This window comes from Streptomyces sp. ITFR-21 (assembly GCF_031844685.1).
In the GTDB taxonomy this organism is placed as follows: domain Bacteria; phylum Actinomycetota; class Actinomycetes; order Streptomycetales; family Streptomycetaceae; genus Actinacidiphila.
Genome location: NZ_CP134605.1, coordinates 3,087,160 through 3,111,577 on the forward strand (window position 1 = coordinate 3,087,160; position 24,418 = coordinate 3,111,577).

General features: G+C 73.3%; 22 protein-coding genes. 5 read left to right on the forward strand and 17 right to left on the reverse strand.

Features of this window, described 5'->3' with window-relative positions; genetic code table 11:
- Positions 1-15: 15 nt before the first annotated feature.
- The 7 genes from RLT57_RS13370 to RLT57_RS13400 form a co-directional block, all read right to left on the reverse strand.
- Positions 16-771 carry a 7-cyano-7-deazaguanine synthase gene (locus RLT57_RS13370; protein ID WP_311297609.1) on the reverse strand — a complete coding sequence of 252 codons (756 nt, stop codon included), beginning with the start codon at positions 769-771 and terminating at the stop codon, positions 16-18.
- Positions 768-2,096, reverse strand: a complete 1,329-nt coding sequence (locus RLT57_RS13375; protein WP_311297610.1) for an ATP-grasp domain-containing protein — start codon at positions 2,094-2,096, stop codon at positions 768-770. The genes RLT57_RS13370 and RLT57_RS13375 overlap by 4 nt, the downstream gene beginning before the upstream one ends.
- On the reverse strand, positions 2,093-2,848 hold the full coding sequence (locus RLT57_RS13380) for a class I SAM-dependent methyltransferase (RefSeq protein ID WP_311297611.1): 756 nt from the start codon (positions 2,846-2,848) through the stop codon (positions 2,093-2,095). The genes RLT57_RS13375 and RLT57_RS13380 overlap by 4 nt, the downstream gene beginning before the upstream one ends.
- A 135-nt stretch (positions 2,849-2,983) precedes the next feature.
- On the reverse strand, positions 2,984-3,976 hold the full coding sequence (locus RLT57_RS13385; protein ID WP_311297612.1) for a 2-oxoglutarate and iron-dependent oxygenase domain-containing protein: 993 nt from the start codon (positions 3,974-3,976) through the stop codon (positions 2,984-2,986).
- Positions 3,977-4,964: 988 nt separating this feature from the next.
- A complete protein-coding gene (locus RLT57_RS13390; protein ID WP_311300702.1) occupies positions 4,965-6,374 on the reverse strand; it encodes an oxygenase MpaB family protein in 1,410 nt (469 codons plus the stop codon).
- A 98-nt stretch (positions 6,375-6,472) separates the two neighbouring features.
- Positions 6,473-7,162 carry a polyprenyl diphosphate synthase gene (gene uppS, locus RLT57_RS13395; protein WP_399129837.1) on the reverse strand — a complete coding sequence of 230 codons (690 nt, stop codon included), beginning with the start codon at positions 7,160-7,162 and terminating at the stop codon, positions 6,473-6,475.
- A 608-nt stretch (positions 7,163-7,770) separates the two neighbouring features.
- Positions 7,771-8,181: a Fur family transcriptional regulator gene (locus RLT57_RS13400; RefSeq protein WP_311297614.1), complete on the reverse strand. Its 411-nt coding sequence runs from the start codon at positions 8,179-8,181 to the stop codon at positions 7,771-7,773.
- A gap of 530 nt (positions 8,182-8,711) precedes the next feature.
- Between RLT57_RS13400 and katG the strand changes: the two genes are divergently transcribed.
- Positions 8,712-10,943, forward strand: a complete 2,232-nt coding sequence (gene katG / locus RLT57_RS13405; protein ID WP_311297615.1) for a catalase/peroxidase HPI — start codon at positions 8,712-8,714, stop codon at positions 10,941-10,943.
- A 112-nt stretch (positions 10,944-11,055) separates the two neighbouring features.
- Here the strand turns inward: katG and RLT57_RS13410 are convergent, their stop codons facing one another.
- Complete coding sequence (locus RLT57_RS13410) at positions 11,056-11,454, reverse strand: hypothetical protein (RefSeq protein WP_311297616.1); 399 nt, start codon at positions 11,452-11,454, stop codon at positions 11,056-11,058.
- Entirely contained in the window at positions 11,454-11,855 is a 402-nt protein-coding gene (locus RLT57_RS13415) for a M48 family metallopeptidase (RefSeq protein WP_311300703.1), read from the reverse strand. The genes RLT57_RS13410 and RLT57_RS13415 overlap by 1 nt, the downstream gene beginning before the upstream one ends.
- A 271-nt stretch (positions 11,856-12,126) precedes the next feature.
- Between RLT57_RS13415 and RLT57_RS13420 the strand changes: the two genes are divergently transcribed.
- A complete protein-coding gene (locus tag RLT57_RS13420) occupies positions 12,127-12,954 on the forward strand; it encodes a hypothetical protein (RefSeq protein ID WP_311297617.1) in 828 nt (275 codons plus the stop codon).
- Positions 12,955-13,071: 117 nt separating this feature from the next.
- Here the strand turns inward: RLT57_RS13420 and htpG are convergent, their stop codons facing one another.
- Both htpG and RLT57_RS13430 read right to left on the reverse strand, forming a co-directional pair.
- Positions 13,072-14,985: a molecular chaperone HtpG gene (gene htpG, locus RLT57_RS13425; protein WP_311297618.1), complete on the reverse strand. Its 1,914-nt coding sequence runs from the start codon at positions 14,983-14,985 to the stop codon at positions 13,072-13,074.
- A gap of 240 nt (positions 14,986-15,225) precedes the next feature.
- On the reverse strand, positions 15,226-15,717 hold the full coding sequence (locus tag RLT57_RS13430; protein ID WP_311297619.1) for a signal peptidase II: 492 nt from the start codon (positions 15,715-15,717) through the stop codon (positions 15,226-15,228).
- Positions 15,718-16,427: 710 nt separating this feature from the next.
- Between RLT57_RS13430 and RLT57_RS13435 the strand changes: the two genes are divergently transcribed.
- Both RLT57_RS13435 and RLT57_RS13440 read left to right on the forward strand, forming a co-directional pair.
- Entirely contained in the window at positions 16,428-16,757 is a 330-nt protein-coding gene (locus tag RLT57_RS13435; RefSeq protein ID WP_311297620.1) for a hypothetical protein, read from the forward strand.
- Between the two features lie 9 nt (positions 16,758-16,766).
- Complete coding sequence (locus RLT57_RS13440) at positions 16,767-16,946, forward strand: hypothetical protein (protein ID WP_311297621.1); 180 nt, start codon at positions 16,767-16,769, stop codon at positions 16,944-16,946.
- A 210-nt stretch (positions 16,947-17,156) separates the two neighbouring features.
- Here the strand turns inward: RLT57_RS13440 and RLT57_RS13445 are convergent, their stop codons facing one another.
- The 5 genes from RLT57_RS13445 to RLT57_RS13465 all read right to left on the reverse strand — a co-directional run bounded on the left by RLT57_RS13445 (position 17,157) and on the right by RLT57_RS13465 (position 22,245).
- Positions 17,157-18,752, reverse strand: a complete 1,596-nt coding sequence (locus tag RLT57_RS13445) for a purple acid phosphatase family protein (protein ID WP_311297622.1) — start codon at positions 18,750-18,752, stop codon at positions 17,157-17,159.
- A 541-nt stretch (positions 18,753-19,293) separates the two neighbouring features.
- Complete coding sequence (locus RLT57_RS13450; RefSeq protein WP_311297623.1) at positions 19,294-19,683, reverse strand: TraR/DksA family transcriptional regulator; 390 nt, start codon at positions 19,681-19,683, stop codon at positions 19,294-19,296.
- A gap of 614 nt (positions 19,684-20,297) precedes the next feature.
- Positions 20,298-21,116 carry an ANTAR domain-containing protein gene (locus tag RLT57_RS13455; RefSeq protein ID WP_399128603.1) on the reverse strand — a complete coding sequence of 273 codons (819 nt, stop codon included), beginning with the start codon at positions 21,114-21,116 and terminating at the stop codon, positions 20,298-20,300.
- Positions 21,113-21,862, reverse strand: coding sequence for a GAF and ANTAR domain-containing protein (locus RLT57_RS13460; protein ID WP_311297625.1), 750 nt, complete (start codon positions 21,860-21,862; stop codon positions 21,113-21,115). The genes RLT57_RS13455 and RLT57_RS13460 overlap by 4 nt, the downstream gene beginning before the upstream one ends.
- On the reverse strand, positions 21,859-22,245 hold the full coding sequence (locus RLT57_RS13465; protein ID WP_311297626.1) for an STAS domain-containing protein: 387 nt from the start codon (positions 22,243-22,245) through the stop codon (positions 21,859-21,861). The genes RLT57_RS13460 and RLT57_RS13465 overlap by 4 nt, the downstream gene beginning before the upstream one ends.
- Before the next feature lie 679 nt (positions 22,246-22,924).
- On the opposite strand from RLT57_RS13465, the gene RLT57_RS13470 reads away from it, so the two are divergent.
- On the forward strand, positions 22,925-23,359 hold the full coding sequence (locus tag RLT57_RS13470; protein ID WP_311297627.1) for a universal stress protein: 435 nt from the start codon (positions 22,925-22,927) through the stop codon (positions 23,357-23,359).
- 81 nt (positions 23,360-23,440) lie between these two features.
- Here RLT57_RS13470 and RLT57_RS13475 read toward each other — a convergent pair whose 3' ends face one another.
- Positions 23,441-24,268, reverse strand: coding sequence for an SURF1 family cytochrome oxidase biogenesis protein (locus RLT57_RS13475; protein WP_311297628.1), 828 nt, complete (start codon positions 24,266-24,268; stop codon positions 23,441-23,443).
- Positions 24,269-24,418: the final 150 nt, after the last annotated feature.

The window sequence follows — 24,418 nt, forward strand, 5'->3', positions numbered from 1 at the left end:
TCTCGTGGCTCCGGCTCAGAGCGCCGTTTCGCGGCTCGGTGGCGCGGCGTCCGCTTCGGGGCGCTCCTGCGGCCGACGTCCTTCTCCCCGGCTGGCCGCCGGCTCCCGCCGGTACTCGGTGGGGTCCTTCACCGCGGCGGCGGCGAACGCCGTACGCCGCTCCACGCAGGCCGCGCACCCGCCGCAGTGCAGCTCCCCGCCGCGAAAGCACGTCCAGGTCTCCTGCCACGGGACCCCCAACTCGACTCCGCGCAGGATCACTTCGGGTTTGTGCAGGGTGATGAGCGGCGCGAGCAGCTCCAGTCCCGGCACGGCCTGGCCGAAGGTGGCGATCCGTTCCATGGCGAGGAAGGCGGCCAGGAACGCCGGTGAGGTGTCGGAGGGGCCCACGTCGTCGGCCATCGCCCCGAAGGCCACCGCCCGCGCCCGCTCGACCACGGCGACCGAGTAGGCGACCGCCAGCAGAAGCGCGTTGCGGTTCGGCACGATGTTGGGGTTGGGCCCGCTCGGGGCCTGCTGCGCGTCCGGGACGGGTACCGCGGGATCGGTGAGGGACGAGCCGCGCAGCAGGCGGCCCACCGCGGTCAGATCGACCTCCTCGTAGGGGGCGCCGAGCCGTTCCGCGGTGGCGCGGGCGAAGCCGAGCTCCTTGCGGTGGCGCTGCCCGTAGTCGACGGCGAGAAGGTGCAAGCGGTGGCCTTGGGCGGCCAGTTGATGGGCCATCGTCACGGAGTCGATCCCGCCGGAGACGACCACGACGATCCTGGTCACCGCGGGCTCCCCACCGGGGTGTCCCGGCCGGTACGGGAGGTGGTTCCGGGGACGGCGACGGTGCTGGAGCCGGGGGCGGCCTCGGCGCCGTCCCCGGGTTCGGGGGCCGGTGTCACGGCGAGTTCGTACAGCTGGGCCAACTCGCGCAGCCGGACCGGGATCTCCCGCTCGTCGTCGGCCGCGAAGAGCACCACGCCGGTGTGCGAGGTGGAGTACAGGTCGGCGTCGACGATGTCGCCGACGCGGCGCGTCATGGTGGCCCGGAGCACGCCCGGCAGCGCTTCCAGCGTCTCCGCCGGGGTGATCGCCGTGATCCGCCCCGGCCGCGCCGGAAGCATGGTGTTGGCCACGATGTGCCCGGCGTGCCGCGGGCGCAGGGTCGGCGGCAGCCCCAGCGAGGTCTCCAGGAACGCCTGCCACAGATCGACCCCGTACTGCAGGGCGAGCCCCTCGACCACCCCGCCGCCCGGCGGCCGGCAGGCGATCTCGCCGACCAGCAGCCCGGAGGCGGTACGGAACATCTCCACGTGCGCGACCCCGGAGCGCAGGCCGACCGCGGCCAGCACGTCGTCCAGCAGGGCGAGGGCAGCCGCCCGGTCGGGATGGGCGTCGGGCAGCGGGTAGGAGCCGAGGAGTCCGCCGAGGCTGCGCAGGACCGGTCCGTGGTAGCGGGAGACCGCCGCGAACAGCGCCTCGCCCTCGTACACCACGGCGTCGCAGTGGTACTCGGCCTCCATCTCCACCAGCGACTCGACCAGCAGCGATGTCCGCAGGCCGCGCAGCCCGGCCGAGCGCGGGCCGGCGGCGAACCCCGCGAACGCGCCCGGTGAGCGCAGCTCGACCACGTTGAAGGTCCCGCCGCCGAAGGTGGGTTTGACCACCACCGGCCAGCCCAGCACGGCCGCGGCGGCCGGCACGTCGGCCAGCCGGTGGACCGGGCGGAACGCGGTGACCGGCACTCCGGCGGCCGCCAGCGCCCGCTTCATCACGTACTTGTTGGAGCAGGCGTTGGCGGTCTCGTATCCGATGCCCTGCACCCCGTAGTGCGAGCGCAGCAGCCCCGAGGCGGCGATGCCGGCCTCCGCCGGGGTCAGCACGGCGTCGACGCGGCCGTCGGCGAAGACGGGCAGGGCCGCGTCGCGCACGGCCGTCAGGTCGTCGACACCGCCGACGGTGGTCACCCGCGCGTCCGGCCCGTAGAAGTCGGCGAACTCCGGTTCGGTGATGACCGACACCCGGCCGATCAGCCCGCTCGCCAGCAGGCGGGCCGGCAGCGGCTTGTAGGAGCTGACCACCAGGACGTCGTACGGGCCGCGGCCGGTCACGGCAGCGCCTTCCGGGCGACGAGCACGAACCAGTGCCGGGCCAGGTGGATGCCGCGCTCCGACCTCGCGCGGCCGACGTAGGCGTCGAACGGTTCCTTGTCGGCGACCGGGTCGAAGTCCTCGAAGATCGGCACCTTGCGCAGGAATCCGCGCAGGTCGTCGGCCGAGTGGAAGTACTCGTCGAAGCGGAACGCCCGGTGTTCGACGGAGAAGCCGGCCTCCTCCAGCCGCGCCTGGTCCTCCTGGGCGGCGGGGACCCCGCACCAGCGGCCGTAGTTCTGCCCGCGCCCGAACGCCTCCTTCAGGGCCCGTACGTCCTGTTCGCCGATGCCGAGGTGCACCACCGCGCCCTGGTCGGTGAGCACCCGGTGGAACTCGGCCGGGCACAGCGGTCCGCGCCGGGAGGAGACCACGTCCACCGAGCCGCGGGCGAGGCGGGTGGCCGAGGCGTCGCCCACCTCGAAGGCCACATGGGCGAGCGCGGCCTCGCGCTGGTGGCGGTGGGCGGCCTCCAGCATCTCGGGCGACAGGTCGATGCCGAGGACCTGCCGGAACCGGTCGGCCACCGCCAGCAGGTTGCGCCCGTCGGCGCACCCGACGTCCAGGAGGCGCCCACCGGCGCCGAAGGCGGTCAGCGCCGTGTCGAAGTACTCCTCGGGGTCGCCGTCGGGGTAGTGCGTGGTCCGGGGCGGCCAGTCGGGGTAGCCGCCGAACTGGCCGGCCACCTTCGAATAGAACGCGGGGCTCGTCACGGTGTCGGTCGCCTTTCTCGGGTCGGGTTGTCGGCAGACGGGGGCAGGCAGGATGGCGGGTGAAGCAGCGGGGGGGCGGACGCGGGCCTCCCGGGCCGGCGGTACTCCGCGGCGGGCGGATCCCGGGCGGGCCGCTCAGGCCGGGGTCAGGGGGACGCCGAGCTTGCCCAGGATCGACTCGCCTGCCACCGCGGGCGCCATCCCGCGGCCGCCGCCGACCGGTGCGGGGAGCGGCTCGATCAGGGCCTGCGGGTCGGCCTCGAAGAAGAAGACCAGCGAGACCTGCTCCTCGTCCTCCTCGCCGGCGTCCACCCGGGGGGCCGGCACGCGGTGGCGCAGGGCGCGCCACCGGCCGTCCGTCCACAGCTCCATCAGATCGCCGAGGATGACGATCAGGGTGTCGGAGTCCCGGGCGTAGACCGGGGGGAACCAGCCCTCCGCCTCGTTCCACACCTCCAGGCCGCCTTTGCCCGGCTGGCGGTTGAGCAGGGTGAAGGTGCCCAGATCGGTGTGCGGGGCGTTGCGCATCCGGCCGGTCCCGGTCTGGCCCAGCCGGGCCAATGACGGGTACCAGCTGACGTTCTGTGTCCACGTCGCCTTTCGGGAGAGGGAGTTGAAGAAGTCCCGGGGAAGCTCCAGCACGTCGGCCAGCAGGCTGTTGACCTGCTCGGCCACCCGCACCATGTGCGCGGTGTAGGCGTCGGCCGCCGCCCGGAGCCGCGGCAGTTCTGCGGGCCACCGGTTGGCCGGGTAGAACAGGCCGTCGGCGCGGGCGTCACCGGTGCGGTGCGTGGGGCCCGCGTAGAAGGACTCGTGCAGGTCCGGGGCGCTGTCGTCGTCGTTCGCGGCGGCGTCGGGAATGCCGACGTTCCGGTGCACCTCGCGCCAGCCGTTGTCGTACTGGCCCTGGATCTCGTAGCGGAGTTTGGTCTCGCGGGGCAGGCGGAAGAACGACAGCCCCGCGTCACGCAAGTCCTCGCCGCTCGATCGCGGCACGTCGTGACCGGTCAGCAGGAACATGCCGGTCTCCCGCAGGGCCAGGTCCACGGCCCACGCGATCTCGTCGAGCCGGTCGAGGTCGGCGTGCCGCCATTCCTGCAGGTCGACCGTGGGGATATCGGTACTCATCGCTGGACACTCCTTGAAGCGGCCCCGGGCCGCAGCCGGGCCGGGGTTTTCGGTACGCGGTCGGCACGCGTAAAAGGGGACGCGGAAACGCGGGCAGGGACAGCGGATCGTGCGGATGCCGGCGCCGGCGAACGCCGTATCCGTACGTTCGCCCCGGGAACACTGATCGGCCGGGGCGGGCTTTCCAGCCCGGAAACGAGGCGACCGTACGGGTTGGCGGCATGCCGCCGCCGCCCGGGAATCATCAGGCCCGCACCCAGCCGGATACAGCGTTCACCGACCGGGCGGAAAGGCGTTTCGGTACACTGGAAGTCGACGGGGCGTCAGGCGGGATCTACTGGCGGGACGCCGCCGGAGCGTCCCTCATGGCGTCTGCCGGCCCACGGCCGGCGGGCGGGCGGTCGGGTATGTCCACCCACGTCTCATGGCCCGCCGAAAAAGATTCTGCTCCGGAAGCCCGATCGCCCTCTTTGCCAGTTTCATCCCCGACCGGACTCCCTGTCAACGGCGCCTTTCGGGTGAACCTGAAAGGCGCACCGCCGACAACACGATCCCCCTGATAGCGCCGCTTTCCCACCGGCGCGCAAATCGCTCATCCGATGATCCGACCGTAATTCCGTAATCCTCGGCAACCTTTTCTCCGTCCGACCGGCGGAGAATCCCGGTGGCTCCGGGCCGACGGGCCGCCCGCCCGTCGCGGAACCGGATTTCCTCCACGGCGCGCGTTCCGCCGGGGACCCGCGCCCAGGGCGTCACCGCCGCATTCCAGGGGCTGACCCTCCGGCGTCACGACCGGGACGTCGAGCGCGTCGCCGCGTTCACCGGGCAGCCCCTCCGGTGGTACGGCCCGGACGCCGGCGAGCAGGCCGGCAGATCGACCGGGCCGGTACGAGGGGGTCCAACTACGAGGGGTCCGGCGTCCGACGGCGATCCGCCGCCCCCCGGTGGGGAGGGCGGCGGCGACCACGGCGGCGGCCCCGTCGGGGGTCTACGCGTCGGCGAGGAGGGGGTCGAAGGGGGTGGAGGGGCGGCGGCCGGACATGAAGGAGAGGAAGTCCTGGACGAAGGCGCCGCGCGGGTAGCGGGGGTCGGGGCCGGTCGGGGTGCGGGCGAAGGCGGTGCGGAAGAGGGCGCGATACTCCTCGGCGTCGATAAAGCCGTCGCCGTCGGCGTCGGTGGCGTCGAAGAGGACCTCGGCGACCCGGATCAGGGCGGGGCCGGCGAGGGAGGGGACGGCGGCGGCGTACTCGTCCTTGCTGACGCGGCCGTCGCCGTCGGTGTCGAGGGCGCTCTGGAGTTCGCGCCACCACTGCGCGTAGGCGTCGTAGAGCCTGGTCTCCTGCGGTTCGTCGAGGTCCAGGCGGGACGACAACTCCCGTGCCATGGCGGCGAGATCGGGCCAGTCCAGGTAGCCGTCACCGGTCTGGTCGAGGACCGCGGTGAAGAACTCGTCGGCGCTGCGCCGTGGGGCGTTCCGGTCGGCGGGTGGCCGCGGTGCCGGGAAGGGCGTGACGAGCCGGAACAAGGCGCCGGCGCGCTTCACGCGGGCGCTCAGCGCGCCGAGCGTCGCGGCCCGCGGGTCGTCGCTGTCGGCGGACAGGTAGAGCAGGTTGGTGAGGTCCTCGGTCCTGAGCCAGTCGTCGGGCAGGAAGCGGGCCAGGCCGGCGGCCAGGTAGGCGCTCTGCATCAGCGTCCGGGCGCCGGGGACTTCGGGCAGCCCGGCCCGGCGGCGGAAGGGTTCGGGCAGGGACGCCACGGTGATCGTGCCGATGACCGGGCCGGCGAGCGCGCGGCCGGCCGCCCACACCGTCGGCAGGCCGCCGAGCAGGGGCGGCGCCGGGAGGTGGTCGAAGAGCTTGTAGAGAACGATGCGCAGCGCCTCGGTGTTCTCCAGCTCCTCCTCGACCATGCGGTCGTAGTACCGCCAGAACTCCGGCAGGGTGGGCGGCAGTTGGCCGGTCTGATCCCCCAAGGCGGCCAGGAAGGCCCGGAACTCGGCGTAGAGCCGCTCCATGGTGGCCTGGTCGAGCGGCTGCCCGCTCAGCCGGCACATGGTGACGGCGCTCTCGAACAGCGTCGCCACCACCCACGCGCGGACCTGCGGGTCCATCGCGTCGTACGGCCGGTTGCGCGCGTCGGTGCCGCTTATCCGGGTGTGCAGGCGGTTGAGCCGCGCCGCTTCCCGCTGCCGTACCTGCTCGTCGGCGCCGAACATGCGCTGCAGGCTCACCAGGGTGTTGCGCAGCCGGCGCCACGGGTGGGCGACGAACGTCGAGTTGTCGATCAGGGCCGCACCGATCTGCGGGTGCGCGGCCTCCAGTACGGTGGCCCTGACCATGGCCAGTGCCCAGCGCGGATCGTCGAAGAACCGGTGGAACTGCGAGTCGGGGCCGAACAGGGCGCCGGGCCCGGCTGCGGGGTCGGGCGGTACGGGGTCGCCGTGCCGGCCGGCGGGTTCCGAACGGGTACGGCCGGGGCGGCTGTCGCCGGTGTCCGTCACGGGTGGGGTTCTCCGTTCGCGTACGGTGTCACGCCGCCGAAGCGGCGCTCGCGGTGCCGGTAGGCGCGCAGGCACTCCAGGAAGTGCGGCGCGCGGAAGTCGGGCCAGAGCACCGGCGGGAAGACCCATTCGGCGTAGGCCACGTGCCAGAGCATGAAGTTGGAGATGCGCTGTTCGCCGGAGGTCCGGATGACGAGGTCCACGTCGGGGGTGTCGGGGAAGGGCAGGTGGGCGGCGAAGTTCCGCTCGTCGACGGCGTCGGCCGGCACGCCGCTGCGGATGAGGGACCGCGCCGCCTCGACGATGTCGCGGCGTCCGCCGTGGTCGAACGCCACGGTCAGCGTCATGCCCCGGTTCGCGCCGGTCAGCGTCATCAGGTCGGCGAAGTCCCGGGCCAGCGGCGCGGGGATGCGCGGATCGGCGGCTCCGAGGAACCGGCAGCGGATGCCGCGGGCGTGCAGCAGCGGGGCGTGCTTGCGGACGGCCCGGCGCACCAGCCGCATGAGGAAGTCGATCTCGCCGCTCGGGCGGCGCCAGTTCTCGGTGGAGAACGCGAACAGGCTCAGCCACCGTACGCCCGCGCTCCGCGCGCTCTCGATGACGTCGATCACCGGCGTCTCGGCGGCCAGGTGGCCCGACGTGCGCGGCAGGGACCGCTGCTGGGCCCACCGGCCGTTCCCGTCCATCACGCACGCGACGTGGTGCGGTACGTTACGGGGCCGGTCCGCGCCGGGCGGCCCGTGGGGGGACGGGCGGGCCGCGGCGGCGCCGTCCCGGTCTGCCGCCGTACGGGATTCCCCGGCTGTCACGGCACAAACCCCCTCCGTCTCACGCGGCGCGGCGCCCCGTGACCTCCGGGCCGCGCACCGGGCGTTTTGCGGAGCTCTGCCGCGTCCGCCGGCGAGCGCGATCCGCCCGGCCGACGGCCCGGCCGGTGTCGGGACCGACCCGGAGGACGGCTCCCGCCACGAGCACCGCTCGGACCAACTCCTAGCAGGGTGCCGGGACTTGGCGCCGGCCGCCGGGCAATCGCCGCAGGTTCACCCGGAGCACGTCAGTCCGATTCCGCGGTCCGCGACGGCCGCGCGACCGGAGGGCGGGGCGGGGGCAGCCTCGTCGCGCGGGGCGGCCTGGGGCCTGCCGTGCGGATCGCCGCGGGCGGCGGCGCGGGTCCGGCGCGTTGACGGCCGCACGGCGGAGGAGGGAGGCGGCGTGGTGCGTCGACGATCGGGCGGGAACGCGGCAGACGTGCGGGCCGGGGCCCGCGACGCCGCGCAGATCCGCACGGCAGGCCCTAACCGCAGGACGGGCACAGCCCCCGGTAGGTGACCTCGGCCCCGGAGACCGTGAAGCCGAAGCGCTCCTGCGGCGGGAGGTCCGCCAGCGGGTCGCCGGTCGGGTGGACGTCACGGATGGTGCCGCAGTTGGAGCACACCAGGTGGTGGTGCGGGTGGTGGGCGTTGGGGTCGTAGCGCTTGGCGCGGCCGTCGGTGGAGACCTCCATGACCTCGCCGAGCGAGACGAGCTCGCCCAGGGTGTTGTAGACGGTCGCCCTGGAGATCTCCGGCAGCCGCTCGGCCGCGCGGGCGTGCACCTCGTCGGCCGTGAGATGCACGTGGTCGCCGTCGAGGACCTGCGCGACGACACGCCGCTGGGAGGTCATCCGCCAGCCACGTCCTCGCAGCCGCTCCAGCAGGTCACTCATGTCGGTTCACCTATTCAGGTTCGTGGGATGTCCGAAGTTTACCAGTGAACATGTCCGCAATCCGGCGAGATGTGCGTTTGGTCCCCTTCTTGACTTGGACTCAGTCCATTGTAGGATCGGTTCCGGCAATAGCCAAGGAACAGGAAGACTCCAGTACGGCAGGAGACAGACGTGACCGGACCACCGCCGAGGGACCGAGCGGTGCCGGCCCGCGGGTGACGGCCGCCCGCGCCGTAAGACCGGATGAGCCGGCTTCCCGGCTCCCCCGCACGTCGGTACGGGGTACTCCTCGCGGCCACCGCCGCAGGACCCGTACGCCGCGTCGGACCGGTCGGCAACCCGGCCCGGTCCGAGCGGCGCGCCGGGAGCGACACCCGTCCCGTCAGGTGCCGCCCGCGCGGTGCCGCCGCCCGCCCCGACCGTCCCGACCCGGCCGCGCGGTCACGGCCGCGCTCGGGCCGCGCCGTCACCGCCCGCCACCGCCCGCAGTTCCCCAGCACCCGCTGATCCGCCCGCCCGGAAGGATTCCCATGACTGAGAACCATGACGCAATCGTCGTAGACGCGAAAACGGAGAGCGCAGGCGGCTGCCCGGTCCCGCACGGGCGCGCCCCGCACCCGACCCAGGGCGGCGGAAACCGCGCGTGGTGGCCGGAGCGGCTCAACGTGAAGGTCCTTGCCAAGAACCCCGCCGTGGCCAACCCGCTCGGCGAGGACTTCGACTACGCCGCGGCGTTCTCCGCCCTCGACCTCGGCGCCGTGAAGCAGGACATCGAGCAGGTCCTGACCACCTCGCAGGACTGGTGGCCGGCCGACTACGGCCACTACGGCCCCTTCATCATCCGGATGGCGTGGCACAGCGCGGGCACCTACCGGATCAGCGACGGCCGCGGCGGCGCGGGATCGGGCCAGCAGCGCTTCGCCCCGCTCAACAGCTGGCCCGACAACGCCAACCTCGACAAGGCCCGGCGCCTGCTGTGGCCGGTCAAGAAGAAGTACGGCCAGAGCCTGTCGTGGGCCGACCTCCTGGTGCTGGCCGGCAATGTCGCCCTGGAGTCGATGGGCTTCACCACCTTCGGCTTCGGCGGCGGCCGTGAGGACGTCTGGGAGCCCGAGGAGGACGTCTACTGGGGTCCGGAGACCACCTGGCTCGGCGACGAGCGCTACACCGGCGACCGGCAGCTGGAGAGCCCGCTCGGCGCGGTCCAGATGGGCCTGATCTACGTCAACCCCGAGGGCCCCAACGGCAACCCGGACCCGCTGGCCTCGGCCCGCGACATCCGGGAGACGTTCCGCCGGATGGCGATGAACGACGAGGAGACGGTGGCCCTGATCGCGGGCGGCCACACCTTCGGCAAGACCCACGGCGCCGGCCCGGCGGACAACGTCGGCCCCGACCCCGAGGCCGCCCCGCTGGAGGAGCAGGGCCTGGGCTGGCGGAACTCCTTCGGCACCGGCAAGGGCGGCGACACCATCACCAGCGGTCTGGAGGGTGCGTGGACCAACACCCCGGTGACCTGGGACAACAGTTTCTTCGAGATCCTGTTCGGCTACGAGTGGGAGCTGACCGCGAGCCCGGCCGGCGCCCAGCAGTGGAAGCCGAAGGAGGGCGCCGGGGCGGGCACCGTACCCGACGCGCACGACCCGTCGAAGAGCCACGCCCCGACGATGCTGACGACCGACCTTGCGCTGCGCACGGACCCGGCGTACGAGCAGATCTCGCGCCGCTTCCTCGAACACCCGGAGGAGTTCGCGGACGCCTTCGCGCGGGCGTGGTTCAAGCTGACCCACCGCGACATGGGCCCGGTCGTGCGCTACCTCGGCCCTGAGGTCCCGGCCGAGACGCTGGTGTGGCAGGACCCGCTGCCGCCGGTCACCCACGAGCTCGTCGGCCCGGAGGACGTCGCCGAGCTCAAGAGCCTGGTGCTGGCCTCGGGCCTGTCGGTGTCCCAGCTGGTGTCCACCGCGTGGGCGTCGGCCTCGTCCTTCCGCGGCAGCGACAAGCGCGGCGGCGCCAACGGCGCCCGCATCCGGCTGGAGCCGCAGAGCGGGTGGGAGGTCAACGGCCCCGAGCAGCTGCCGGCCGTGCTGCGCGCCCTGGAAGGTGTCCAGGAGGCGTTCAACGCCGCCCAGACCGGCGGCAAGCGGATCTCGCTCGCCGACCTGATCGTGCTCGCCGGCGCCGCGGCCGTCGAACAGGCCGCCAAGGACGCCGGTTTCGACGTCGAGGTGCCCTTCACGCCGGGCCGCACGGACGCGTCGCAGGAGGAGACCGACGTGGAGTCGTTCGCCGCCCTCGAGCCGACCGCCGACGGGTTCCGCAACTACCTCGGCAAGGACAACCGACTGCCGGCGGAGTACCTGCTGATCGACCGCGCGAACCTGCTGACGCTGAGCGCCCCCGAGCTGACGGTCCTGGTGGGCGGCCTCCGCGTGCTGGGCGCGAACCACCAGCAGTCGCCGCTCGGCGTCCTCACCGCGACCCCCGGGGCGCTGACCAACGACTTCTTCGTCAACCTGCTCGACCTGGGGACGACGTGGAAGGCGACGGCCGCGGACGCGAACGTCTTCGAGGGCCGCGACGCCGCCACCGGCGAGGTCACCTGGACCGGCAGCCGCGTCGACCTCGTCTTCGGCTCGAACTCCGAGCTGCGCGCGCTCGCGGAGGTCTACGCGAGCGACGACGCGAAGGAGAAGTTCGTCCGTGACTTCATCGCCGCGTGGGACAAGGTCATGAACCTCGACCGGTTCGACCTCGTCTGACCCCGTTCCGGGCCGGCCCGTGCGGGCCGGCCCGGACCACCGGGCCCGGCAGGCCCGGCACGTCCGGCAGGCCCGGCAGGCCCGGCGCCTCGCGCCGAGCGCCCCCGGACGCCTACTCCCCGGGCCGGCCGGTCCGCCGGGACAGCGAGAGCCCCGGGCCGCGCAGCTGCTGGTCGCGCACTTCCTTGTCCTGCCGCCGCTGCTCCCGGGCCGACCTCGACGCCTCCCGCTGCTGCCGGGTGCTCTGCCGGAGGGTGAAGCCGGCGTCGTCGTCACGCCGCGGGTAGTCGCCGGCGAGGATCGCGCCGTACTCGCCGCCGCGCACCCACCGGTCCAGCCGCGTGGCGCGGGCGACGAGGATCGGGGGCTCGCCCGAGGGCGTCAGCGAGGGCGTCAGGAACTTGTAGATGCGGTTGCGGGCGCCGGTGGCGTCCAGTTCGTACTCGGCGGCCTGCTCCAGGAACTCGGCGGGGTCCATCTCGTCGACGCGGGAGCCCGCGGCGAGCTTCATCAGGGCCCGTACCGAGGTGTCCGCGTTACCAGCTGGCCGGCCCGGTCGCTGGACAGCTCGGACTTGCGCAACCAGTCCTGCAGTGCCGCCTCGACGGCGCCGAGGGCCAGTCCGGCGACCGGGAAGGCGGACAGGCCGACACTGGCCAGCAGCCGCGCCATGGTCTGGTCGACCGCGTGGCCGGAGAGCGCGTGGCCGGAGAGCGCGTGGCCGAGTTCGTGCCCGATCACGAAGCGCAGCTCGTCCTCGTCGAAGACGTCGAGCAGTTCGGTGGTGAGGACGAGGAAGGGCCGGTCCATACCGACGGTCATCGCGTTGACCGTCCCCATGCTCTGCACGTACAGCTCGGGTTCGGCCGGCAGGTCCAGGATTTGGGGCCGCCCGAAGACCTGCCTTTTCAGCCACCCCTGATGATAGTGTGACTATCCAGTTTTTCTACGGGAGGAACACGTGGTGAGCGGACGTTTCTTACGGCGGTCCCCGGACCTCGGCCCCGCGATATTCGGGCGGTGGGGGCGGCGCGTGGTCGCCCTCGCCGCCTGCGCTCTCGTATGCGCGACCGCGGTCCCCGCACAGTCGGATTCCCACCGGGCGACCCTGGCGAAGAAAAGCGCCTGTATTTCCACGCCGGCCGCGTACAAAAAGGCGTGGGAACAACGCAAGGCGCCCTGTGTGGCACCCACGCTTTTCGGGACCGTGCACTCCCCGGGAAGTACCGCGCCCTATCCGGACGGATTCTGGTACGCGTGGGCGGGGTCCAGCACCAACCTGGAACAGTATCTGGCGTTGAACAGGAAATACGGCGGCAGCCCCGCGAAGGTCGGCATCGGCATCCTGTCCTACGTGGGATTCCCCGGACTCGACACCTGGTCCTACCCGCAGGACCTCGCCGTCTACACCCTGCCGGCCGGCGTCCAGGCCCAGGTGCCGACCTTCGAGACCTGGTTCCGGCTGCTCGACGAGCAGTTCGGCGACACGGGGGCGTACCCGCTCGCGGCCCAGACCGGGCTCGCCGTCGCCTACGCGCAACTCGGCCCGCACAAGGACGTGGTGAACGCGTTCGACGCCGTGACCGGCTGCGACCGGTCGGCGCTGCTCAGCGGCCAGGCGCTGTCGGCGGCCATCGGCTGCAACCGCGACTTCCTCGGGGCGGTGGCGGCCGCCGGCCCGTCCCCGTACGACACCGGCACGTCGACGTCGTGCTTCACGAACTTCGCGGCGCACTACACGGGCCCCAAGGACGCCGCCGCGCTGCGCGGCGTGCTGTACCAGTGCCAGGACGCGGGCTTCCTCAACACCGGTGTGGGGATCGGCTACAACACGTACGCCAATCCGTTCGTCTGCAAGCCCGCCGACCGGCAGACGGTGACCCAGAAGTACACCGGCCGGGAGTTCATCCTGCCGAACACGGCGTTCGACAGCCTGCCGAGCCACACCGACATCGCGCTGAGCCTCGGCGACCCGGCCGAGCGCGGCTTCCTGCAGGCCGGCTACTGCTGAGCCGGCGGTAGGGGTGCGCGTACCGGGCCCGGCGCCGATGGGCCCCACCGGTCGTGGTGGGGCCCGTCGGACGCGGCGGCCCCGGCGCGGCGCGGGCCGGACCCGGCGCGGACGAACTCAGAGGGTGCGCTCCAGGCGGTCGGCCATCAGCCTGACGAAGCGCGACGGATCGCTCAGCTCGCCGCCTTCGGCCAACAGGGCCATGTCGTAGACGAGTTCGGCCGCCTCCTCCAGGGCCGTGCCGGGCGAGCCGTCGCCGTGGGTCCGGTTGAGGCCGGCGACCAGCGGGTGCTTGGGGTTGAGTTCGAGGATCCGCTTGACGTGCGGGACCTCCTGACCCATCGCGCGGTAGAGGTTCTCCAGCGCCGGGGTCACGTCGTCGGAGTCGGAGACGACGCAGGCGGGGGAGACGGTCAGCCGCGAGGAGAGCCGCACCTCCTTGACGTGCTCGCTCAGCCGCTCCGCCATCCAGGCCAACAGGCCGGCGTACTCCTGCTGTTGCTGCTCGCGCTCCTGGCCGGCCGCCGCCTTCTCCGCCTCGGTGCCGAGGTCGACCTGGCCCTTGGCGACCGACCGCAGCGCGCGCCCGTCGAACTCGGGGACGGCCTCGACCCACACCTCGTCGACGGGGTCGGTCAGCAGCAGCACCTCGATGCCCTTGGCCCGGAACGCCTCCATGTGCGGCGAGTTCTCCACCGCCTGCCGGGACTCGCCGGTGAGGTAGAAGATGTGCTCCTGACCGTCCTTCATCCGCTCCACGTACCGCGCCAGCGTGGTCGGTTCCGCCGGGTCGTGGGTCGTGGCGAAGGAGGACACGCCGAGGATCGCGTCGCGGTTCTCGGCGTCGCTCAGCAGCCCCTCCTTCAGCACCCGGCCGAACTCCCGCCAGAACGTGGCGTACCGGTCGGGGGCGGCGGACATCATGTCCTTGACCGTTGACAGCACCTTCTTGGTCAGCCGGCGGTGCATCAGCTGGATCTGGCGGTCCTGCTGGAGGATCTCCCGCGACACGTTGAGCGACAGGTCCTGGGCGTCCACCACGCCCTTGACGAAGCGCAGGTACGGCGGCAGCAGCTCCTCGCAGTCGTCCATGATGAAGACGCGCTTCACATAGAGCTGGACACCGCGCTTGTAGCCCTGCATGAAAAGGTCCTGCGGGGCGTGCGCCGGGACGAACAGCAGCGCCTGGTACTCGAACGTGCCCTCCGCCTGGAGCCGGACGGTCTCCAGCGGGTCGCTCCAGTCGTGGCTGATGTGCTTGTACAGCTCGTGGTACTCGTCGTCGGTGACCTCGTCGCGCGGGCGCGCCCACAGCGCCTTCATGGAGTTGAGCGTCTCGGGCTCCGCCGGCGCCTCCTGCTCCCCGGCGCCGGACGCGGGTCGGGGCGCCATCCGGATGGGCCAGGTGATGAAGTCGGAGTACCGCTTGACGATCTCCCTGATCTTCCACGGCGAGGAGTAGTCGTAGAGCCGGTCCTCGGCGTCCTCCGGCTTGAGCCGCAGCACGATCGTGGTGCCCTGCGGCGCGTCCCCGACGGTCTCCACCGTGTACGTGCCCTCGCCGGTGGAGGTCCAGCGGGTGCCCTCGCGCTCACCGGCCCGCCGGGTCAGCAGCGTGACCTCGTCGGCCACCATGAAGCTGGAGTAGAACCCGACACCGAACCGGCCGATCAGCCCCTCGGCCGCCGCGCCGTCCTCGGCCTCCTTGAGGTCCCGCAGGAACTTCGCCGTCCCCGAGTTCGCGATCGTCCCGATGAGCTGGACCACCTCCTCGCGCGACATGCCGATGCCGTTGTCCCGCACGGTCAGCGTGCGGGCCTGCTGGTCGGTCTCAAGGGCGATGTGGAGGTCGGAGACGTCCGCGCCCAGCGAGTCGTCGCGGAGGGCTTCGAGCCGCAGCTTGTCGAGCGCGTCGGAGGCGTTGGAGACGAGTTCACGCAGGAACACGTCCTTGTTGGAGTAGATCGAGTGGATCATCATCTGCAGAAGCTGGCGCGCTTCCACCTGAAACTCGAACGTCTCGGTCGGCATAGTCCGTTGGTCCTTCTCAGGTCACCGGGTGACGGGCGTGACGGGCACTGACCCCAGCACTGTAGATCAGCCGGTGCGCGCGTACGGCCGCCTTCGCGGTGCCGGCTCCCGGGGCCGCGGGACGCCCCCGGAAAAATCCTTCCTCGTCCGTCACCCCCATGCCATACGCTGCCGGACAGCCGCCCCACCCCGGTGGCGACCGCGTCCGCGCGGTCGCGTCCGCAGGGTGCGCGCGGCGCGCTAGGGGTGGCTGTACGTCGGGGCCTCGGCGCGCATGGGGACGCCGCGGAAGGTCTGGAGCAGGATCAGCAGGGCGCCGGCGGTCACGCACTGGTCGGCGAGGTTGAAGATGCCGGAGTGGCCGATCTGGATGAAGTCCAGGACCGCGCCGCGGCCGAAACCGGGAGTGCGGAAGAGGCGGTCGGTGAGGTTGCCGCCGGCGCCGGCGAAGATCAGGCCGAGGCCTACCGCCCAGCCCGGGGAGCGGACGGACGGCGCGACACGGGCGATGAAGACCAGGACGGCGACCGCCAGCAGCGAGAAGACCAGGGTCGCGTGCGGGGCGAAGGAGCCGGCCGCGCCGGAGTTGCGGAAGGCGGTGAAGGTGACGGCGCCGCCGAGCGTGTGCGAGGGGTCCCGGCCCTCGACGGTGACCGCGGCGATCGCCTTCGTGCCCTGGTCCACCGCGAGCCCGGCCGCCGCCGTCGCCCACAGCAGGTACGTCCGCCGCACCGCCCACCTCCGGATCCTCGCCCCGCCCCGCACCGAGCGTACGCGCCGCCGCCCGGTGGGGAAGGGGGCGTCCCCGTGGACACCCCCGGGCCCCCGGGCGCCCGGCCCCGCTCCTCCCCACCCCGCGCCGGGCCGCCGGCCCCTCACCAGCACCCCGCCGGGATCCGCCGGGATCCGGCCCCAACCCGCCCCACCGGGATCCGCCCGGCCCCCGGCGCATACGCCTCGGCGGCCCTTCCCGGCGAAATGGCCGGGATTTCACGGCCGGCCGCGCCAGGACCGGAAAACCACCGGAAACGGCCCGGTACCCCCCACCCGGAAACCGCCTTATCGCGGTAACAGCGGATGCCCCGGTCGCCCGGCGGGCCCGCAGCGGCATCGGTGCCGCAAGCAACCTGCGATATCCGGGGCGGGCGGTAGGGAAGGAAAATCAGCCGGGCCGGGCCCGTGCGCCGGAAAACCTTCCGTCCCGGCGTTCCGGACCACCCTCCGCGCCCCCGGTCGTAGAAAAACTCAGCCGCCCCATTCCGCATTCCGGCGCGCACCGATTGCCCCGCTCGGTAGGCTCTCCCGCACTCATGGCGTTCGACGCCGCGAGCAGGAAACACGAGTCGTGAAATGCACTCAGGGGGGTCGCATGGTCAGGAACTTCGCTGCGCCGCCATGCCGTCTTACAGGCCGGCGGCACCGCATTCGCCCTCTTACTCGGGATGCTGGCGAACGCCGCGCCGGTATCGGCACTGGGCACCGGCCACACCGGGCCGTCGCATGCGACGTCCCGGCCCGGCGCGCCGCTGCGCCGGGCCTCGATCGGCGGCGCGGGCCTGTTCGAGGACATCGGCGCCCGGGTGCTGCGGGGCGCCGCCCAGGACCTGCGGGCCGCGGACGAGCCGTTCCTGGGCGCGGCCGTCAACCGGCTGTCCGAGCAGTGGGAACGGCGGGGCGCGCTGCTCGACCGTACCGGAGCCGGCGTCGGCCTCTTCGGCGACTGGGCCGACCACGCCGGGCTGTTCGAGCACGAAGCGGACAAGGCGTGCTGAGGGGGTGCCGTGTTCTGGGACGTAGCCCTGGCCGTTGCGCTGGTGTGCGGCCTGGCCTACGCGGTCGTCTCCTTCGGCGGCGCCCGCTGGGGCGTCTCCCCGGACCGGCTCCGGCTGGTCCGGCGCTCCAGCTGGCTGCTGCTGGGCTGGGCGGCGGTCGCGCTGGCGAACGTGCTTGAGCGCCGCTGAGCGCACCCGCGCCGGCACCCGCGCCCGCGCCCGCGCCTGACCGTCCCCGCCGCCGGCCACGGCACGGGCCGACGGCCGGCACGAAGAACCGCTGGGCGGTCCCGGAGCCCCGGGGCCGCCCAGCGGCGTGTTCGCTGCCGTGCGGCGGATGCCGCAGGGGTCCGGCGGGCCCGGCGGGGTGCCGTGCGGCCGCCGGGCGGTACCGGGGTGTCAGTCGGCGCGGCGGGCCACCGTGAAGTGGTCGATGCGCCTGCCGGTCTCCGCGATGGCGGACACCGTCAGCTTCGACTCGTGGCCCGGCCGGGCCGGCTCGACGTCGATCGAGACGAACGAGTAGCCGGTGTAGCGGACCCGCGACCAGTGCACGGTGTCCACGACCTGGCCGCCGCCCTTGGCGGAGTGCCAGGTCGTCACCGTGTCGGCCTCGTGCTCGCTGCCCTCGAACGAGTCGGGGGCCGGGAAGGTGTACAGGCTGCGGCCGGCGCCGCCCGCGGTGATGTAGACCGTGCCGTCGGTGGCGGGCCGGGTGGTGCCGCCGATCTCCACCGCGTGCGACACCGCGCCCTTGCGGATCGCGTCGGTCCGCTCGTAGACGTGGTTGTGGCCGTTGATCACCAGGTCCACCTGGTGCTTCTCGAAGACCGGCACCCACTCCGCCTGCACACCGCCGTCCGAGGCGTGCGAGTTGGTGGTGGAGTACGCGCAGTGGTGGAAGAACACCACCAAAAAGTCGACGCCGCGCTGCTTGCGGTAGCCGGCCAGCGTACGGTCCAGCCACGCGGTCTGCCTGCCGCCGGTGATGCCGTAGTTGGCGGGGACCTCGTACGACACGTCGTTGGCGTCCAGCGCGATCACCGCGGTGTTGCCGTAGACGAAGGAGTACGCGCCCGGCTGGTTCTTCGGGTCGTGGCCGGTCGCGGGCAGCGACCAGCGGGCCTCCTGGCCGCCGTAGCCGTTCGGCGAGTACCAGGCCTCCATGTCGTGGTTGCCGGTCGTGACCATCCACGGCACCCGGGCCGCGACCGACTCGGTCTGCGCCAGGAAGGAGTCCCAGGTGCGCGCGTCGTAGTCGCCCGCGTCGCTCTGCTGGCCGGAGCCGTCCGGGTCGGCGTAGCAGATGTCGCCGGCGTGGAGGTGGAAGGCCGGGTTCCGGGCCAGGATCAGCGAGTCGTTGGCCAGCGCGTGGTAGCTGACGCCCTGGTCGCCGAACGCGGTGAAGGTGAACTTGCCGTTGTGCGCGGGCGCGGTGGTGAAGGAGCCGATGGTGGCGAACGCCGCGGCCTGCGCCGGGTCGAAGCCGTCGTGGCCCACGCCGTAGTAGTACGTGGTGCCGGGCCGCAGCCCGCCGATCCTCGCGTGCAGGTAGTACTGGTCGACCGGCGGCAGCGTGCTGTTCAGCAGCTGCGGGGTGTGCAGGTCGCGGACCTCGGCCTCGATCTTGTGGCTGAGCGACCAGGGCTGCAGGCCGATCCGGACGAACGGCCTGCGGACCGCGAGCGGGACCTGCCAGGAGATCGTGAACTGCGTCTTCGGGTCGGCACCGAACTGCAGGTGGCGGCCGAACGGGGCGACCAGCGCGCCGTCCACGTGGTGGTCGGTGGCCGGCCTGGTCAGCAGCGACGGACCGGGGGTCTGCGCCTGCGCGGCTCCGCTGAGCAGCCCGGAGGCGGCGACGGTGCCGGCGGTGGCGATCCCGCCGAGCACCATCCGGCGGCGCGTCACCTTGGACCGCAGGTACTCGTGCTGCTCCGCCATGCTCATCTTCTCGGCGAGCCTGGTGTCAATGCCCGTGTGTGGAGTGTCCATGGCGCGCAATGTCGCAGCGTCCGACGACCGTCGCCCGACCCCCGGATGAACAGCTGATGGCCGCCGACCCCCTTCTTGGCGCGCGCGGCGCGGCGCCCCGCGCCCCGGCGGCCCAGCCGGCACACGGCCCTGCGGCCGTCGCGGAACCGCCGCCCGCCCGACTCCAACCGCCCGGATTTCCCCCGTCCGGCCGCCGCCCGACCGGCGCGCGTGTCGCCGTACCGGGGACCGGGCCGGCGGGCGGACGGGGGCCCACGGCGCTCGGCGGGGCGGTAGCCTGCGGTACTCGGCAGGCGCGGGACCCCGCGGCGCCCGGTCGGCGCGAGCCGGGCCGGCGGGCCGGCGGCGGCCTGCGGGCGGCGGTGAGCCGGGGAGCCGGCGGCCGGGGCCGCTCCGTCGGCGGGTGAGGGTGACGGGCGGCGGATCGGGGACGGGGGCGCTGGGGTGGGCGCGGCGGGCGGGTACGGCCCGGGTTCGTAGCGGGGCAGCGGGTCAGCGGGTCAGCGCGCCCACGCGTCCAGGGGGTCAGTGCATCCGGAGGTCAGCGGCGTCGGACTGCCGCGCAGTGGACGCAGGTGGTGGTTGCCGGGAGGGCGTCCAGGCGGGCGGGCGGTATCGGCTCGCCGCAGCTCCGGCACCGGCCGTAGTCGCCCTGCTCCAGCCGCTGCGCCGCGCGGTCCAGGGCCGCGAGACGCTCTCGGGCCTGCCCGAGCAGAGCGGCGAGGTGGGCCCGCTCGAACGCGGTGCTCGATCCGTCCGGGTCGTGCTCGTCGTCGACCGCGACCAGGGCGTTCGCCGCGACGATCCCGTCGTACTCGCGGCTCAGCGCCGCGATCCGCGCGGTCGTGTCGACGCGTTCCGCCGCCAGACGCCCTCGCACGGCATCGCCTTCCGGACGGGGAGAACCGGCACTACCGGACGAATCGGTCATGTCGCCGACAACACCGTCCCGCCGGTCCCCATTCCCCGCGGTCCGCGGTCCGCGGTCCGCGGGGCCGGCGCCGGGATCGGGCCGCCGCCAGGGGCGGGGAGGAGTCCTGCGCCCCGGCCGGAGGCGACATCGCCACGCCGGCGGCGTTGCCGGGCCGCCGGGCCCCGGTCGACGGCGGGTGCCGGACCCCGGCGCACCCCGGACCCGAGGGGGGAACCCGTTGGCGCGCGTCCGACCGGGCGGCAAGCCTCCGTGACAGCCGCAGAACCGCCCGCCGGTACGCCCTACCCGGCCGCGGAGGTGAAACGCTTCATCCGGCGCGCACGCCGCGGGGGCAGCGCGTAACGCTGCGGGGCGACCCTGGCGGTGGCTGCCGGCCGGGCGCCCGGCGGGGTGATCGCGGCGGGCCGGCGGGCGGGGAGAGGCGGGCGGCGGGCCGCAGGAGGCGGGGCCGGGGTCGGTGGTTCGGATGTCCGCAGGCGGCGGGGGCGGAGTCGGTGTGTCGCGGCCGCACGGTGGAGGAGGGACGCGGCATGGTGTGTCGTCGGGCGACGGGAACGCGGCGGACGTACGGGCCGGGGCCCGCGGCGCCGCGCTGCTCCCCACGACAGGCCCTAGAGGCGCCGGCCCCGCGAGGGGGCGCTGCCGGGGCGGCCGAGCCGGCCGTCCGTGGTCGACGGGGGCGGCGGGGGCGGCGGGGGCGGCGGGATCAGCAGGGTGTCCAGGCGGCCGTCGATGACGGCGTGCGCGAGGTCCGAGATCCGCAGGTTGTGGAAGCGGGCGTAGGTGCGCAGCGCGGTGAACGCCTGGTCGACGTCGCTGTTCCAGCGCTCGGCGAGGACGCCCTTGGCCTGTTCGATCACGACACGGGTGTTCAGCGCGTTCTGCAGCTGGGTGGTCTCGATGTGGGACCGGTCCAGGGTGCGCTGCTGGAGGATGGCGATGGTCGCGATGTCGGCCATCGCCTGGGCCAGCGCGATGTCCTCCGGGGGAAGCTGGCCGCGGTCGGTGTGGAAGAGGTTCAGCGCGCCGACGACCCGGTCCCTGACCCGCAGCGGAATGGCGTGGGTGACCTGGAACCCCGCCGCGCCGGCCCGGAGCGCGAACGCCTCCCAGGGCTTGGTGACGGCCGGGTCGGTCAGGTCGATGTTCACCCTGGCCACACCGGAGCGGTAGCAGTCGACGCACGGGCCCTGCGCCTGTTGCAGGGCGAAGAGTTCGAGCAGCCGGGTGTGCTCGTCCGACGCGGCGACGGCCTGCAGCTCGCCGTTCTGGTCGGCGAGCAGGATGCCGGCGGCCGGAACGTCCAGCAGTTCCACGCACCGTGAGGACAGCCGCTGCAGGAAGTCGATGACGTCGAAGTCGTCGATCAGGGAGTCGGCCAACTCCACGAAGATCTCCATCAGACGCAAAGGGCGAGCCATGACGATCATCCCTCTCGATTCTCGGACGAGGACGGTGTGTCCGTGTCCGTCGGCAGACGCAATCGTCTGGCCACGACGTCGCCGGCCACCTCGTGCAGCGGGCGGGCGTGGGAGTAGGCGTAGGCGCGCAGCCTCAACAGCGCTTCGGCCAGGGACACTTCGAGCTGGACGCTGACCATGCCGGTGGCCTGGTGCACCTCGGCGCGGTGCAGTTCGGCCGGCACACCCGTACCGGGGCCGCCGCGCAGCCCGGTGCCGGTCGCGCCGTTCGGTTCGGCGCCGGCCCCGCCCAGGTACCAGGCGGTGAGGGCCGAGGCCAGGGCCAGCGCGTCCGCGGTCTGTGTCTCCCGCAGCGGGCCGGGAGTCGCGCTGACAGCGGTCAGCACCCCGAGGTGGATCGCGCCCAGCCGCAGCGGGAAGCAGAACAAGCCGCCTACGGACAGCTCCAGTTCGGCCATCGACGCCCGCAACGCCGGCCAGCGCCCCGGCGGTGCGGTCCGCACGTCCGGAACGGTGATCGGGGCGCCGGTGCGGACCGTGTCGGCCGCCGGCCCCTCGCCCAGGGTGAACTGGAGTTCCTCCACCAGGACGCTGTCCTTGCCGAAGGACCAGATCAGTTCGGCCCCGGGGCCCGCGACGGTCAGCGACAGCGACACCCCGTCCACCTCCAAGGCGTCCGCGCAGGCGGCGGCCAGGTTTTGGTCCTGTCCCAGGTGCAGCCGGGCCAGCACGGCCGCCATCCGGTCAGTGATCAACGCCCGCTCCGCGCCAGCGGGGAGGCGGACGCGGGGGTCGGTTCCGGTCGGTTCCGGCAGGCGTCGCCGATCGTGGCGTACCGCGGGAACTCCCCGCCCAGGTCGGTCACGTCCAGCAGCCGCCCGATGCTGGGCCGGGTGTACACCAGCCGGACCCAGCCCCCAGCGGCCAGGCACCGCGCCCGGACCTCGCACAGCGCCCGCAGCGGTATGCAGTCCATGAACGTCACCGCCCGCAGGTCCACGACCAGCCGCGGCGAGGACGGCCCGGCGCCCACCCGGCGCAGCAGCGGCCCGAACCACCGGGCGCTGTCCAGGTCGAGTTCGCCGGTGAGGCGTACCACCTCGTGCCGCGGGACCTTCTGGTCGTCAACGGTCGTCATCCGTGCCCACCCCCTTCGGGGGTCCACCGCGCGTCCGGAGCCGGACGTGCCGGGGTCAAGGGCACTCGCTTGCGTCCATAGTGCTCCCGTTCACCGCGGGATGGGGGAATCGGCGGCAGCTGATTCCACTCGTCACCCGTCCGACACGCGCCGGTTACTTCGGGCCACCGCCTGCCGTGCGCCCATCGCGCGCGTCCGCCCCGACGGCGGACGCGTCCGCCCGTGCTGATGCCCCGTCGGATCCCGAACGACGGTCTGACCGCGCGGGGTTGCGGCGCCGCGGGGCGGAGGCGGGGCAGCGGCGGGGTGGTTCGGAAACGGATGGCGACCGGCCGGCCACGGCGGTCCCGTTCGGGGAGCGGGGGGGGGGAGGAAGCCGGCGGCGCCGGTGCGGACGCGGTGGGCGGCCCAGACGGCCGCGACCGCGTCGAGGACGCCGTCGGTGGGGACGGGGTCCACCGCGACGAGGTCGTCTGGGAGGCGGATGCCGCGGGCGGCCGGGAGGACGCGGCGGGCACGGCGCGTGCGGCCCGGCGCGGCGCGGACGGTGCACGCCGGCCGCACCGGCCGAGTGGCGATCATCACGCCGGAACCGGGAATGCGGCTTGGCGCCGGGCCGCTGAGGGAGTACGGAGGGCCGCGCATTCGTGAGACCCCTTCGGACAAGGAAGTTGGCGCCATGTACAAGAACATCCTTACCGCCGTGGACGGTTCGGCCCACGGCACCGCCGTACTGGACGCGGTGGCGTCCCTCGCGAAGCTGACGGAGGGGAAGGTGCACGTCATCCACATCCTGCCCTCCGAGGTCATCTCCGGCGGGATCACCTCCACGGTCGTCCCGGTCGAGGAGATCGCGCAGAGCCGGCAGGTCGTGGACGACGCGGTGGCCCGGCTGCGCGACGAGGGGATCACCGCCGACGGCGAGGTGGACGAGGGGCTGCGCGGCGAACTGGCGGCCATCCTCGTGGATCGGGCGGAGGCGCTCGGCAGCGACCTCATCGTCGTCGGCCCCGGCCACTACAGCGGCATCTCCGCGCTGCTGCACCCGAGCGTGAGCCGCGGCGTGGCGAAGTCCTCGCCGGTGTCGGTGCTGCTCGTACGCAGCGAGGCGTGACAGCGGGCGGCGACCGACCCCGGACGCCGGGCCCGGCACCGGGCCCGGCAGGACCGCCACCGGTCGCCGCCGTCCGCGACCTCAGGGTGACGCGGCCGGGGCCGGCTGCGGCGCCGGGGCCGCGGGCCTGCTCCGCCGTTCTTTGAGCTCCTGCCGCAGCAGCACCCACCAGCCGACCGGGACCATCAGCGCGAACAGCCACCACTGGACCGCGTACGGCAGGTGCACGCCCTGGCCGACGACGGCTTCGCTGGTGGACTGGCTGCTGTTGGGCGGCGCGACCAACTCGGCGGAGTCGGCCGGGGTGAGCGGCGGGCTGGCCCGGACCAGCTCCAGATAGCCGCCCAGGACCGGTTCCGGCAGCGCCGCGGCCTGCTCCTTGCTGTTGATCAGCATGTACTGGCGCGGCGGCAGCCCGCGTACCTCGCGGATGCCGCTGACCGCGGAGGTCTCGTCGGGCTGCAACCGCCCGGTGACCGTCACCTTACCCGGCGGCGTCCTCGGCAGGGCCGGGAACGCGGCGCCGTCGGAGTCGTCGGGCGCCACCCAGCCCCGGTTGACCAGCACGGCGTCGCCGTGGTCGGTGATCAGCGGGGTGATCAGGAAGAAGCCGATGGCGCCGTCGGTGTTGGTGCGGCGCCTGACCACGAACTGGTGCGCGGCGTCGAAGCGCCCGGTCGCCGTGACGGGCCGGTACCGGAGAGCGCCGGGCACGTCCGTACCGGGGCGGGTGAGCGTGTCGACCGGGACCGGGGCGGAGTGGACCGCCAGCGAGATCACGTGGTTGCTCTTCTTCGTCTGCTGGTAGCGGTGGAACTGCCACAGGCCCAGCCGGTACATGGCCAATACCATCGCCAGTGCCAGCAGGGTCAGCAGGATCCAGCGGCGGGTGAGCAGAACACGGGGCACTCCGTGACGGTACCTCCGCACCTGTTCCCCCCGTGCCCTGGGGTCCCCCGGGGGCGGTACGAAAGCGGGCGGTACGAGAGCAGGCGGTACGAAAGCGGTGGCCGCCGCGGCTCGGGCCGGACGAAGTGGGCCGGTTCGCGTGCGCTATGA